This window comes from Pseudarthrobacter humi, assembly GCF_024294965.1.
GTDB classification, from domain to species: Bacteria; Actinomycetota; Actinomycetes; order Actinomycetales; family Micrococcaceae; genus Arthrobacter; species Arthrobacter humi.
Genome location: NZ_JANCLV010000017.1, coordinates 25,835 through 39,590, shown reverse-complemented (window position 1 = coordinate 39,590; position 13,756 = coordinate 25,835). Strand labels below are relative to the sequence as shown.

Annotated in this window: 14 protein-coding genes; all 14 read right to left on the bottom strand. The window is 62.5% G+C overall.

What is annotated here, in order from left to right; genetic code table 11:
* Positions 1-69: 69 nt before the first annotated feature.
* Complete coding sequence (locus NFC73_RS18375; RefSeq protein ID WP_254752553.1) at positions 70-2,619, bottom strand: bifunctional lysylphosphatidylglycerol flippase/synthetase MprF; 2,550 nt, start codon at positions 2,617-2,619, stop codon at positions 70-72.
* Positions 2,616-3,923 (bottom strand): alpha/beta hydrolase, encoded by a 1,308-nt coding sequence (locus tag NFC73_RS18370; protein WP_254752551.1) that lies wholly within the window; start codon positions 3,921-3,923, stop codon positions 2,616-2,618. The genes NFC73_RS18375 and NFC73_RS18370 overlap by 4 nt, the downstream gene beginning before the upstream one ends.
* Positions 3,924-3,927: 4 nt before the next feature.
* Entirely contained in the window at positions 3,928-4,359 is a 432-nt protein-coding gene (locus NFC73_RS18365) for a DUF2550 domain-containing protein (protein ID WP_254752549.1), read from the bottom strand.
* A gap of 10 nt (positions 4,360-4,369) precedes the next feature.
* Positions 4,370-4,654: a F0F1 ATP synthase subunit epsilon gene (locus tag NFC73_RS18360; protein WP_056349400.1), complete on the bottom strand. Its 285-nt coding sequence runs from the start codon at positions 4,652-4,654 to the stop codon at positions 4,370-4,372.
* Position 4,655: 1 nt separating this feature from the next.
* Entirely contained in the window at positions 4,656-6,110 is a 1,455-nt protein-coding gene (gene atpD / locus NFC73_RS18355) for a F0F1 ATP synthase subunit beta (RefSeq protein WP_141140965.1), read from the bottom strand.
* Between the two features lie 80 nt (positions 6,111-6,190).
* Positions 6,191-7,084 carry a F0F1 ATP synthase subunit gamma gene (locus NFC73_RS18350; protein WP_141140966.1) on the bottom strand — a complete coding sequence of 298 codons (894 nt, stop codon included), beginning with the start codon at positions 7,082-7,084 and terminating at the stop codon, positions 6,191-6,193.
* A 74-nt stretch (positions 7,085-7,158) separates the two neighbouring features.
* Complete coding sequence (gene atpA / locus NFC73_RS18345; protein WP_141142110.1) at positions 7,159-8,796, bottom strand: F0F1 ATP synthase subunit alpha; 1,638 nt, start codon at positions 8,794-8,796, stop codon at positions 7,159-7,161.
* An 83-nt stretch (positions 8,797-8,879) separates the two neighbouring features.
* Positions 8,880-9,707 carry a F0F1 ATP synthase subunit delta gene (locus NFC73_RS18340; RefSeq protein WP_254752547.1) on the bottom strand — a complete coding sequence of 276 codons (828 nt, stop codon included), beginning with the start codon at positions 9,705-9,707 and terminating at the stop codon, positions 8,880-8,882.
* Positions 9,707-10,258 carry a F0F1 ATP synthase subunit B gene (locus NFC73_RS18335; protein ID WP_254752545.1) on the bottom strand — a complete coding sequence of 184 codons (552 nt, stop codon included), beginning with the start codon at positions 10,256-10,258 and terminating at the stop codon, positions 9,707-9,709. Before NFC73_RS18335 ends, NFC73_RS18340 begins: the two co-directional genes overlap by 1 nt.
* Before the next feature lie 53 nt (positions 10,259-10,311).
* Positions 10,312-10,527 carry an ATP synthase F0 subunit C gene (gene atpE, locus NFC73_RS18330; RefSeq protein WP_056349415.1) on the bottom strand — a complete coding sequence of 72 codons (216 nt, stop codon included), beginning with the start codon at positions 10,525-10,527 and terminating at the stop codon, positions 10,312-10,314.
* Between the two features lie 79 nt (positions 10,528-10,606).
* Positions 10,607-11,407, bottom strand: a complete 801-nt coding sequence (gene atpB, locus NFC73_RS18325) for a F0F1 ATP synthase subunit A (RefSeq protein WP_056349417.1) — start codon at positions 11,405-11,407, stop codon at positions 10,607-10,609.
* 81 nt (positions 11,408-11,488) lie between these two features.
* Positions 11,489-11,827, bottom strand: coding sequence for a hypothetical protein (locus NFC73_RS18320; protein ID WP_254752543.1), 339 nt, complete (start codon positions 11,825-11,827; stop codon positions 11,489-11,491).
* Positions 11,820-12,302: a Cg1360 family ATP-synthase-associated protein gene (locus tag NFC73_RS18315; RefSeq protein WP_254752541.1), complete on the bottom strand. Its 483-nt coding sequence runs from the start codon at positions 12,300-12,302 to the stop codon at positions 11,820-11,822. The genes NFC73_RS18320 and NFC73_RS18315 overlap by 8 nt, the downstream gene beginning before the upstream one ends.
* Before the next feature lie 93 nt (positions 12,303-12,395).
* Complete coding sequence (locus NFC73_RS18310) at positions 12,396-13,508, bottom strand: MraY family glycosyltransferase (RefSeq protein ID WP_254752539.1); 1,113 nt, start codon at positions 13,506-13,508, stop codon at positions 12,396-12,398.
* Between the last annotated feature and the right edge of the window lie 248 nt (positions 13,509-13,756).

Here is a 13,756-nt window from a genome sequence, read left to right as displayed (position 1 = left end):
TTTCTTTGTCCGCAATGTGTTGGTCCACCGTCACTGTCCAGTCGCCAATCGTTCGGGCCGCTGTGGGGATCAGCTTCCCTGGCCCACCAGGCCACGGACCAGCCGTGCCCCCTGCCGCAGCGAAAGGCCCGGCAAATAGGCCCGGGTGAGCGCCCGTCCGATCGCCGGCAGCTGCAGCGGATCCTGGTAATACAGGTACAGGGTCCGGTATTCGGGTTTGAAGCGCGATTTGAAAGCCGCCAGTGACCGGAATCCGTAGACCGGCTCGAGGGCGTGGCCCACCACATCGAGGATTCGGACGAGGTTCTCCGCCGGCACCGGCTCCCCCGGCGTTTCGTCACCGGGCCGGCTGGCGAGCGGGGACCCGGAGAGCGAAATCACCTCCACGGTTTCGCGCAGTTCCAGGACCGCCGAAGCAATGAGGAACTCCATCACCCCGGGAAATCCGTCAGCACCCCGGCGCATAACGTCCAGTGTGCGGCTGACCAGCGTCCCGCCGTCGTAAACGGGCAACCAACTGGTGACCCCGTGCACGTGGCCGTCGCCGTCCACGGCCAGGCAGCACAGCACTTCGTCGTCCATCAGCTCATCCATGCCGCCCAGCGTGAATCCCATTTCCGGAACTGATTTTCCTGCCGCCCATTCCTCCGACACTTCGCTGAGCCGGGCACGCAGGGCGGACGGAAGCCCGTGGTACGTACCCCAGACGGCTTTGACGCCCATCTTGGCGGCGCGGTTGCGGGCAGTCCTGACGTTCTGCCATTCCTTGCCCGTGAATTCAAGCTGGCGGACGGACAGCCTGGTCTCCTGCGCCACCGACACGCGGTGGAAGCCCCGGTCCTGCAGCAGCGGCCACAGCGTGTCATCGCACGAATAGAAGGCCGGGATGAGCGCGCGGTTGCCGCAGTAGGACAGAAACCCTTCCGCAGTCCGCTGACGGGAGTCGGCTGCACCGAAGGGGCCCGCCAGCGTCAGGGCGACACTGCCGTGCATCTGGTAGGCGACCGCGCCGCGTGCATCCGGGCTGAACCAGTACCTGTTGGGCTCCCAGAGTGCCATCCACGACAGTGAATCGCCGCCCTCATGCAACAGCTTCCGGGCCGCAGCCCTGTCGTCGTGGCCCGAATCGCTGCCATGGTGCCGGCCCAGGAGCACGGACCAGACGCCGGCTAAGGCAACAAGCCAGAAGACCGGTCCGGAATAGCCAAAAATCAGGGACTCGAGGCCGTTCCGTTCAGCAAAGACCCGGTGGTAGAGATTCGGCAGCGGAACCGGCAGATATTGCCGGGACAGTTCAGCCAGCAAGCCCAGCAGGCCGCCGTCGCGCGCCATTCCCCCAGCGGCGAACCAGGCCAGGGCGTAGCTCCCGGCCAGGAGGAGCCAGACGCCACCCACCACCGCCAAGAGCCGACGACGGGCGGCTGGAATCGTCTCGACGCGGAACTGGCGGCGATTAACCCAGAGCAGGACCGCCAGCAGCAGTGGGACGATCACCAGAGGCAGGATGTGGGCAAAACCCGAACCCATGGCGGCCGTATGCGGCCGCGCGGGATAGTGCGGGATCAGCGCGAACAGGGCCAGGTAGACGGCGGCCATCGCCGTGACCGCCAGCTGAAGGGCCAACGTGATGCGCAGTGCCATGCGGCGGCCGCGGCGCATTCCGTCGGCACAGATGAGGAGCAGAACCACCGGCACCACTGCCAGGGCGAGGCCAAAGGGTCCGGCGAAGCCCGTCCGCCCCATCTCCAGGCAGGATGCCTCCACTGTTGCTCCGCAGTTTGCTTCGAGCTGTCCCAGCGTTGGCATGGGGTTCAGCACCACGTCACGGAGCAGCGCCAGCGGGCCGGTGGGCGTCCGGGCAACGGCGGTAAGGATGGGGCCGACGGCGAACACGGCCACCGTGAGGGCCAGCAGGTTCCTGGTTTCCCTGCCGCTCGAGCGGGGCGGATGAAGCTGGCCGTGGTCGCTCCGGTTCCACCAGCTGGCTGCGAGACCCACCGCCGCACCAACCAGGCCGATGACGGTCTCGGCATGCCCCACGTAAAGAACCAGCAGGAGTGACACCGAGAGCAGCGCCGTCCGCAACCGCCGCCGCCATAGGACAGGGATCCTGCCGCTCGCGGCCAGCGAAGCCGCCAGGACAGCGGCGTAGGGCCCGATCAGGCTGCTGTCCGCCATCAGCCCCAGCCAGCCGTCTCCCGCGTACCTCGCCAACTGGGTCAGGAGCAGGAAGACTGTGACAGCAGCAAACTGGCCACCGAGGAAAAACGCTGCCGTCTGAAGGGACCCGAGGTTCCTCTCGGCCAGGCCCAGCAGCAGCAGGATCATCAGGGACGCCACCAGATAGGCCAGCGGGTTGGTGGCAAAGAACAGTGACGTCACCAGGGACCACCAGTTGCCGGCTTTCAGACCGGGGGCGCTGACGCCTGCGACGGATAAAAGCTCCTCCGGCGGCCCGCTGAGGAAGCTGCCCGTTGCCGCCCCGACCACCAGGAAAATCGCGAGGATACTGAGGGTCAGTGGCACCGAGCGCAGGTAGCTCCCCGTTCTTCGGCCAGCCGGAAGCAAGACGGCTGACCAGAGCAGGGCCGGTGCTCGGGATTCGCCAGCTTCCCTCATTCGGCCCACCCCCAGTGTGCCGCCAGCAGCTCAAGCCCATTGTCCATGCCGGGAGTCAGCACGTCCCACGAATGGCCGGTGTGTGCCACCACGTCCGAGCCTACTGTGAACCCTGCCCCGCGGGCCGCCGCCTCAAGGGACCGCAGATTTGCCACGAACTCCGGATCTGTGGCCCCGGCCGCGAAATACGCCGCGCTGCCAGGATATTTGCGCTCCTTCAACAGCGTCAGCGGTATCTGGGCATCAAAGGCAGCCGTGTCGCCGTGGAAGGCTGCATCAACCGTTTTCTGGCGTTCCTTGGCCAGCGCGGGCTCGCGCTCGCTGGAAAAGGCGAGAACACCCGTGTACAGCTCCGGGTGGCGGGTGGCCATCTGAACTGCGCAGGTTGCACCAAAACTGAAGCCGCCGATGGCCCATTGCCGGTGGTCGGAGTCCACGTCCAACGTTCCCGAGATCCATGCCGGCACATCGATAGCGAGGTACGAGTCTGCCTGGGCGATGGCGCTGTCCATGCAGAGATTGTTGGCTGACTGGCTGCCGTTGGGATCAACCACCACAACAACAGGCGCCACTCCCCCATGGCGGGCGGCGAAACTGTCCATGCGTGCCGGGAGCGACCCGCCGGTCAACCAGTCGGCAGGGCCGCCGGGCTGGCCGGGCACCAGAACCAGGACCGGAAGGCTGGGACGGTTCGAAGCAAAGTAGGCCGGTGGCAGGTAGATGTACGAGTCGCGTGTCTGGAGGCCCGACGACGTTCCTGGGATGGGTGCGGTGCGAATAACGCCGATGGCAGGGATCTTATGGGCGGGTTTCCAACCGTCCAGGGGCGTGGCAGGGCTGTCCGGCTGGCGCATCAGCTCCTGTTCCAGGGCCGGGATGCGGCTCAGCGCCGTTCCTGTCAGGTCCGCAACTGTCCGGTTGAGGCCGAAATACGCGTTGATCTGCACAGCGGCCAGGAGCACTACGGCCAGGAGGGCGAGCACATCCAGCGCACGGCGACGCCACGACGCCGTCGGGAGCCGGAGCAACACCAGCAGGAGGCCGTCCACGGCCGCAAACACCCAGGCCAAGACGTCGAACGGCAGTTCTTCTGGAAAGGTTGAGGCCCAGTAGATGAGGACCCAATGGACCAGGAGCACCACGACGGCGGCGGCAGCCGATGCGGCGGCAACGCTGAGGAACCAGCGGCCGCGGCCAACGGCGCGCGGGGGCCAGACCAGGGAAAGTGCGGCGGCGGAACCAAGGACCCACGCGGCCCAGTACACCGGTCCGTCGGTCAACGGGATATCGGCAATCCAGTCCACGTGGCTAGCGCCAGGTACCCACGCCGATGACCGGCCCGGCTTCCAGCCAGGAGGACAGTCCCGTGTAGGCATCGAATTTCATGGCCAGCCGCAGATCCTGGCCTTCGTACCGCAGCTCGACAATCACGACGTCGGGCTGGACCTTCACGGCCTCGGCCTCGGTGGGCTTGCGGCGGCCCAGCAGCTCGAGGGAGCTGCGTTTGAACTTATGTTTGGGACGCACGCTCAGGGACAGCAGGCGGAACCATTCAAGGTCGTTGTCCTGGTAACGACAAACCCCCATCTGCCAGCTGTTTCCAGCAACGCAAATGGAGGCGTCCACTGTGCCAAGGGCGCGCCGCAGATTGAAGCGGCGCACCCCCGAAAGGCATAGTGCGAAAATCAGCAATCCGAAAACGATTGCCAAGGAGATGAACGTAAGAGTCGGCGCGTCCATCAAGGTCGTGCTAGCGGATCCCAGCAGTAGCCGCGTCACCCAGTTGGGCGTTGTCAGCAACAATCACCACGCGGTTGTTGTCGACGGAGAAGAATCCGCCGTCAACAGCCACGGCAATGCGGTTCCCGGAAACCGGCTCAATGGCCAGTTCACCTTCGGCCAGGATCGCCAGCAGGGGCGAGTGGCCGGGCAGGATTCCGATCTCACCATCGCTGGTGCGGGCCTTGACCATCTTGGCCGCTCCGGACCACACGAAGTGGTCCGCTGCGACAATCTCAACCTCAAGCTCAGCCATATTACTTGGTCTGTTCCTGGATCTTGGCCCACTGGCGCTCAACATCGTCCAGGCCGCCGACGTTGAAGAACGCCTGCTCTGCAACGTGGTCAAGTTCGCCGTCGCAGATAGCGGTGAAGCCTTCAACCGTGTCCTTGATGGTCACGGTGGAGCCTTCGACGCCGGTGAACTGCTTGGCGGTGTAGGTGTTCTGGGAGAGGAACTGCTGGATACGGCGTGCACGCGACACGACGATCTTGTCCTCCTCCGACAGTTCGTCAACACCAAGGATGGCGATGATGTCCTGGAGTTCCTTGTTCTTCTGCAGGATCTGCTTCACACGGACAGCCGTGTTGTAGTGGTCCTGACCGATGTACTGCGGGTCCAGGATGCGGGACGTCGACGTCAGCGGGTCAACGGCCGGGTACAGACCACGGGAAGCAATTTCACGGGAAAGTTCCGTGGTTGCGTCCAGGTGTGCGAAGGTCGTGGCCGGGGCCGGGTCGGTGTAGTCATCTGCGGGAACGTAGATGGCCTGCATCGAGGTGATCGAGTGGCCCTTGGTGGACGTGATGCGCTCCTGGAGGAGACCCATCTCGTCAGCCAGGTTGGGCTGGTAGCCCACGGCCGACGGCATGCGGCCGAGGAGGGTGGAAACCTCTGAGCCTGCCTGGGTGAAGCGGAAGATGTTGTCGATGAAGAGCAGCACGTCCTGGTTCTGCACATCGCGGAAGTACTCCGCCATGGTCAGGGCGGACAGTGCAACGCGCAGACGCGTTCCCGGCGGCTCATCCATCTGGCCGAATACAAGGGCGGTGTCCTTGAGGACGCCTGCCTCTTCCATTTCAACCCAGAGGTCGTTACCTTCACGGGTACGCTCGCCAACACCGGCGAATACCGAAGTACCACCGAAGTTACGGGCAACACGGGTGATCATTTCCTGGATCAGAACCGTCTTGCCCACGCCGGCGCCGCCGAAGAGGCCGATCTTTCCACCCTTGATGTACGGGGTGAGAAGGTCAATGACCTTGATGCCGGTTTCCAGCATCTCGGTGGAGCCTTCGAGCGTTGCGAAGGCCGGGGCCTTGCGGTGGATCGGCCAGTAGTCCGCAGCCTGGATCTCGGACTCGTCAACATCCAGCGGCTTGCCGAGGACGTTGAAGATGTGGCCCTTGACGCCGTCGCCGACGGGCACGGTGATCGGAGAACCGGTGTCCACTACGTTGGTGCCACGGACGAGTCCGTCGGTAGCCTGCAGGGCGATGGCGCGGATGAGGTTGTCGCCCAGGTGCAGGGCAACCTCGAACGTGATGGTCTTGGTCTCACCGTTGAGGGTAATCTCCGTGGTGAGGGCGTTGTAAATCGAGGGGATTGCGTCAGCCGGGAATTCGACGTCGACAACCGGGCCAATAACACGTGCAATACGGCCGGTCGCACCGGACGTTGCGGCTACGTGTTCGGTAGCAGTGGCAGTCATCTCTCTCACTTCACTCAGTAGATGGCGTGGGGTTTAAGTTTGTTCTTTGGTGCAGGTACAGCTGGACCGGACCGTGCAGGCTAGGACGCGTTCAAGGCGTCAGCACCGGCAACAATTTCGGAAAGCTCCTGCGTAATTTCAGCCTGACGGGCAGTGTTGCGCAGACGCGTGTACTTCTTGATGAGGTCCGTGGCATTGTCACCGGCGGACTTCATCGCCCGCTGGCGGGCTGCGAGCTCGGAAGCTGCTGCCTGCAACATGGCGGCGAAAATGCGTGACTCGATGTAGCGCGGGAGCAGGGCATCAAGAACCTGCTCCGCTTCCGGCTCGAATTCGTAGAGCGGCAGGAGGTCCGATTCGGACGCAGCCTGCTCTTCGACAACCTCAAGCGGAAGAAGACGGATAACCGTCGGCTCCTGCGTCACCATGGACTTGAAGCGGGTGTAAACAACATGGATCTCGTCCACGCCGCCCTCTTCGTAGTCTGCAGCGAAGGCTTCGAGCAATGCCGCGCGGACCTCACGTGCAGTTCCAAACTCCGGCGCGTCAGTGTTGCCGGTCCACACGCGCTCGTAAGAGAGGTTGCGGAAGTCGAAGTACGCCTGCGCCTTGCGGCCCATCACGTACGTCTTGACTTCTTTGCCCTCCTCGTGGAGCAGCTCGGTGAGACCGACCGCCTGCTTAAGCACTGTCGCCGAGTAGGATCCTGCAAGGCCGCGGTCTGCACTGATAACCAGGACAGCTGCCCGGCGGATTTGCGTCGGCTCGGTGACCAGCGGGTGGTCGATTTCGCTCTGGCTTGCGACAGCAGAAACGGCACGCGTAATCGCGTTTGCGTAAGGCAGTGAAGCCGCTACGCGTGCGCGGGCCTTGCCAATGCGCGAGGTAGCGATCAGTTCCATCGCCTTGAAGATCTTGCGCATCGACGTGGTCGAGCTGATCTTCTGGCGGTAGACCCGAATCTGGGCTCCCATACTTTTCCTTTCCTAAGATCCCGGTGGCCGGGACTGCCGGAACCTCGGGGTTCCGACAGTCCCTGCCAGCGAAACTAGCGCTTCTGCTTGACGATCTTTTCCTGGTCTACATCGGCTTCCGAGATAGCTTCGTGCTCCTCGTGGCCGGCGCCTACCAGGCGGTTGTCACCTTCACCGAAGAAGCCCTTTTTGAAGGCCACAATCGCGGTCTTCAGTGCTTCAGCGGTGTCATCGTCCATAACGTTGGTCTGCGCCAGCGTGGTCAGGATGGAGGACTTGTGCTTGAGGTGCTCCAGGAATTCGGTCTCGAAGCGGTTGATGTCCTCAACCGGCACCTCGTCGAGGTGGCCGTTGGTACCTGCCCAGATGGACACAACCTGGTTCTCGATCGGGAACGGTGAGTACTGGCCCTGCTTGAGCAGTTCCATCAGGCGGGCGCCGCGGGTCAGTTGCTGGCGCGATGCGGCATCGAGGTCCGATGCGAACATGGCGAAAGCCTGCATGTCACGGTACTGGGCCAGTTCCAGCTTCAAAGTACCGGAGACCTTCTTCATGGACTTGACCTGCGCAGCACCACCCACGCGGGACACAGAGACACCCACGTCGACGGCCGGACGCTGGTTGGCGTTGAAGAGGTCCGACTGCAGGAAGATCTGGCCATCGGTAATGGAGATCACGTTGGTCGGGATGTAGGCAGAGACGTCGTTTGCCTTGGTTTCGATGAGCGGCAGGCCGGTCATCGAACCGGCACCGAGCTCGTCGGAGAGCTTGGCACAACGCTCCAGCAGGCGGGAGTGCAAGTAGAAGACGTCGCCCGGGTAGGCTTCGCGTCCCGGCGGGCGGCGCAGCAGCAGCGACACTGCACGGTAGGCCTCGGCCTGCTTGGAGAGGTCATCGAACACGATGAGGACGTGCTTGCCGCCGTACATCCAGTGCTGGCCGATGGCCGAACCGGCGTACGGTGCCAAGTACTTGAAGCCTGCGGGGTCAGACGCGGGGGAAGCCACAATGGTGGTGTATTCCAGTGCGCCGTTGTCCTCGAGGGTCTGACGGACAGCCGCGATGGTGGATGCCTTCTGACCGATTGCCACGTAGATGCAACGCACCTGCTTGGTCACATCGCCGGAAGCCCAGTTGGCCTTCTGGTTGATGATGGTGTCGATGGCGATAGCCGACTTGCCGGTCTGGCGGTCACCGATGATCAGCTGACGCTGACCGCGGCCGATCGGGATCATGGCGTCGATAGCCTTCAGACCGGTCTGCATCGGTTCGTGGACCGACTTACGCTGGGTCACGCCGGGCGCCTGGAGTTCCAGTGCACGGGTTTCGGTGGTCTTGATTTCGCCGAGGTCGTCGATGGGCTGGCCCAAGGGGTCAACCACGCGGCCGAGGAAGGCGTCGCCTACCGGTACGGACAGAACCTGACCCGTGCGGTGGACTTCCTGACCCTCTTCAATTCCGGTGAAGTCACCGAGTACGATGACACCGATCTCGCGGACGTCAAGGTTCTGGGCAAGGCCCAGGGTGCCGTCTTCGAAGCGAAGCAGCTCGTTCGCCATGACCGAGGGAAGGCCCTCAACACGGGCGATGCCGTCACCTGCGGTTGTTACACGGCCAACCTCTACGCGCTCAGCGTTTCCGGGTTCGTAGGACGCCGCGAACTCGTTCAACGCAATACGGACGTCGTCGGCGTTGATGGTCAATTCGGCCATCTGCAGTCCCTGCTCTCCTGTTTTCGTGATCATCGTTGCTCACGATGACCGGGGTTTCGTTTCGTTAAGTTGTGCTTGTCCGGCTATCCGGCCAGTTGGCGGTGAAGCTGTCCCAGCCGGGTGATAACCGAAGCGTCGAGCACTTCATCACCCACCTGGACACGGATTCCGCCGATCAGTTCAGGATCAACGCTGAGGTTGATCTTGAGCTCGCGACCGTACAGGGAGTTAAGCCCTGCCTGGAGGCGGGCAAACTGCGTCTCCGTCAAGGGACGCGTGACGCTGACCGTTGCAATCCAGCGCTGCTGCCGTTTGGCTGCAAGCTCGGCGAACCGGGCTACGAGCCGCGTCGCCTTGATGCCGCGGGGCTGGGAAACTGCCTGCGCGATGAGGACTTTTGCTTCCTCGCCTGCGCCGGGATGCAGCTTCTGCGCCAACGCGGTCTTCGCTGCAGCACTGGCCTGCGGCTCCGACAGAGCACGTTGTACCTCGTGGTTGGAGGCAACGGCCTGGTTGAAGGAGAACAGATCGTTCTCCAGCTCTTCCAGCCCAGAGATTCCGGAGGCAGAAACGGCCGACTTGTTTTCAGCAACGGCGATAACCACCGTTGCGGCAAGCGTCTCGAGTGCATCGCCGATATCTCGGGCCGATGCCCAGCGTGAACTGGCCAGTCCGCCCGCGATGTCCGCAGCCTCAGCGGAGACTTTTCCGCCAACAAGCTGCCTGACAAGCGCCGACTTTTCGTCACCGGTGCGGGACGGGTCAGTCAGGGCGCGGCGCAAGCCAGCCGAGCTGTCCACCGTTCCCAGGATTCCGAAGAGTTCCTTAGCCAACTGCAGCGAGGCCAACGGAAGCTTTGCTTCCAGTTGGGTCAGCGCCGTGGTCAGCGATTCGCTCGATACACCTGACATTACTTAGCTGCACCTGCGTTCTGGTTCTCCAGATCTGCCAGGAAGCGGTCAACCACACGGGCGGAACGCTCGTCATCGTTGAGTGCTTCGCCAACGATGCGGCCTGCCAGCGTGGTGGCCAGCGAGCCGACCTCGGAGCGCAGGGACACAACTGCGGCCTGGCGCTCCGATTCGATCTGCACGTGTGCCTGTGCCGTGATGCGGGCAGACTCAGCGGCAGCCTTTTCCTTCAGATCCGCAAGGATCTGGGCGCCTTCAGCACGGGCTTCCTCGCGGATGCGATTAGCTTCCGCGCGGGCGTCCGTAAGCTGCTGCTTGTATTCTTCGAGGGCGGCTGATGCTTCTGCCTGGGCCTTTTCAGCCTTGGCAATGCCGCCTTCGATTGCCTCAGCGCGCTCTGCAAACGTCTTCTCGAACATCGGGACAACGAACTTGACCACGATGAACATGAGGACAGCAAAGCCGGCGAGGACAACGCCCATTTCCCAGACGTTGGGTACCAGTGGGTTAGTCTCGCCCGCTGTGGCAGCTGAGATGATCACCTGGTTCATAATTCACCCGTCCTTATCTACTCGGTTCTGGATGTTCGCTTGGTTCGTCAGACTTAGAGAACGAAAGCGAAGACCAGGCCGAGGATGGCGAGGGCTTCAGTCAGCGCGAGGCCGAGGAATGCGATCGGCTGCAGGACGCGCTGGGCTTCCGGCTGACGTGCTACGCCGTTGATGTAAGCAGCGAACACGAGACCAACACCGATACCACCGCCGATTGCGGACAGTCCGTAGCCGATGAGGTTGAGGGAGCCGTTGATGGTGCCTTCCATTTTTCTTCCTTTCAAGATGCCACCCATGTGGCAGGTTGTTTGGGTTGCTTCATCCCCGTGAGGGGAAGTTTGTGGGTGCCTAGTGGCTGTCCGCGTGCAATGCGCCTTCGATGTAAATGGCGGTCAGCAGCGTGAAGACGTAGGCCTGCAGGGCCATGATCAGTGCTTCCAGCATGTACATGGCAACTGCGCCGGCGATGACCAGAAGGGAGGTTCCCTTGAGCAGGATGTTCTCCTGCATGACGAGGAACTCAATGCCCGAACCGGCGATCATGACGATCAGGTGTCCTGCCAGCATGGTGGCGAAAAGACGGAGGCTGTGTGTGACCGGCCGGACCAGGAAGTTCGAGATGATCTCGATCGGGATCACAATCGGGAGGATGTAGACCGGGACGCCGGACGGCACGGTGGCCAGCTTGAAATACTTCAAGCCGTTCTTCTTGATGCCGATGGCAATCCAGGTGACGTACACAATGCCCGCGAGGACATAGGCGCCGCCAACGTGCGAGAAGCTGGGGAGCTGGATCACGGGAATGGCGCCGTAGATGTTGTTCACCAGAATGAAGAAGAAAAGGCTGAACAACAGCGGGACATACTTCATGAAGTCTTTGCCGCCGATAATGTCTTTTGCAATGCCGTTTCGGACAAAGCCATAAGCCATTTCACCAGCGAACTGGAGCTTGCCGGGAACAAGCTGCTGCTTCCGCGCAGCTAGCAGAAAGAATGTGGCGATAATGACGACCGACAGGATTACCAGCAGCATCTGCTTGGAGAATCCGTCAGCCACCCCCCACGGCAGGATTGCCGGCAGGTGCATTTCTTCAATTCCAGGAGGATTGAACTCTCCTGAATCTTGGGCCGGGAGCGCAAGCGCGATCAACGCGTTTCCTCTCTGCAGTGTCCATCATTGGGCGTTGGTCGAGGACCCGCGGAATTGTGCTCCGCAGCTCCCCCTGTGAAATTATTTGGCATTTGTGTTTCCGTCCGCGGACGGGCCGCTGTCTGCGCCGCTCTTACCTGTCGTGGTTCTGGAACTGGTAAGGCCATGCATGTGGGAAAGATAGAAACCTCCGAGAGCTCCAAGCAGAGCGCCTGCGAGCACGATCCAGCGGGTTCCCCACAGATAATCCAGACCCCACCCTATCAAACTCCAGACGATGATTCCGCCAATAATGTAGCTAAAGACGGCCATTCCGGCGTTGTATCCGCCGTCGTTGTTTTCGGCCGACACCCCCGGGGTGGGCGCAGCGTTCTTGGGCACGGAGGAACCGTTTTTTGCTGTTCGTTTCCGATCAGGCATCGTTCGGCTCCTTGGGCTCGGGGTCGTTGTAAATCTGCAGGCGCGCCTTGCTGAAGCCATGGATTTCGGCAGCTTGCCAGAAGACAACAGTGGCAACGGCACCAATCAGGAACCATCGGTCGTGAAGCCAGGCAGGTGCTCCGATCACAAACAGGACAACCGCGAAACCCACGACCTTGACAAAGTAGGTGGCCGCGAACATGCCGATGGCACCGGAGGGGTTGTTGCGCCCCATGAAGTGGCCGACGAGAAGACTGATGGCGAAGAAGAGCATCACCAGGAGGCCGCCCAAAGTACTGGACAGGACGCCGCTGGGGCCGTTCAGGATCACAGCCGGGATGCCTGCCAGAATCAGGGCGCCTGCACCGGCAGCTGAACTGAGTGCGAGGAGGCGAAGCCACAGCGAGCGCGTGGGACCGGAAACACCAACGGGTCCGCTGCCGGACGAACGTCCGGGTTCGGCGTTGGAGGTCATAAGATCCCAATCGTCGGCGCCCTGGGGCTGGGTGGAGGGGCAGCTTGGGCTGCCCCTAAATTCTACACGAGATAGAAATATATCCGAACGCTGTTACGCCGGCGACTGGTCACTGTGGCGGCGCAGGTAAGGCCAGGCCGTAATCAGGCCCGTAACCAGCGTGGCGAAGATGTCGGCGGCCAGTACAACTTGCCAAGGGAAGACTGCAAAGGCCAATCCCCCGAAGGACAGGACGGCGGTCCAGAGGTACATCAGGATCACGGCCGTCCGGTGCGAGTAGCCGATATCCAGCAGCTTGTGGTGGAGGTGGCCGCGGTCTGCGGACCATGGCGAACGTCCCCGCGCTGTCCGGCGGACGACGGCGAGGCCCAGGTCAAGCAGTGGCAGAAACAGCACGGCGAAGGGCAGCAGGATCGGTATGACTGTGGAGATACCGTTGGCGCGGTCGTACAGCCCCGACGTGATCTGGCCTGTGGAGACGATGCCGGCGGCCGCCATCAGCAGGCCGATCAGCATGGCACCGGAATCGCCCATAAAGATCTTGGACGGGAACCAGTTGTGCGGCAGGAAGCCGATGCAACTGCCAACGACGACGGCGGTGAGCAGGGTGGCCAGGTCCGAATAGTCCAACAGGACGGCGTTCCGGTGCACCCAGTACGCCGTGAAGAAGAAGGCAGTTCCGCCGATGATGGCCACGCCGGCGGCCAGCCCGTCGAGGCCGTCGATGAAGTTGAAGGCGTTCATGGTGGTGACGATCAGCCCTGCCGTCAGCACCACCCGGAGCAGTTCGTTCTCCAGATAGATCGGCTCCGGAACCCACGGGACTATGGTCATCCGGACGCCCCAGATGGCCACCACCAGGGCTGCGGCGCTCTGGCCGATGAGCTTCACCCACCAACGGATGTCCAGGAGGTCATCCGCGATCCCCACGAGCACGATCAGTGCCGCGCCCGCCAGGACGCCCCATGGCGAGAAGTTGTTCCGGTAGATGTCCTTGACGAAGAAGGACTGGCTGGCGACGAGGAGGGCCACCAGCACGCCGAGGAAGATGGCCACACCTCCCAGCCGGGACACCGGCGTCGTATGCATGTCACGGCTGCGGATGGGGGCGTGGAGTTCAAGCCGGTGCCCGATGACGCGGGCACCCCAGGTGGCTCCGTAGGACACGACGGCAGCCGTCAGCCCCATAAGCAGGTACATAATCATGCGATAGCGGCCGTTTCGTCGGTGTGCGGCGCAACCCTGCGGGTGCGCGCGGGCATGGACAGCGGCCCGAACAGGTGGTCCTCGATCGATGGGCTCACTGGCGGGAAATCTGACTTTCGAAAAATGAAACTTCTCCGTCGCCGGGCGCGCAGCAGGCAGTGCTTGGTGCCTTACAGGGCTGTATTACAGTGGACTCTAGTCAAGATACTAGCGCCAACGGCTCCATGGCTTCGCGCCACACTGGCGCA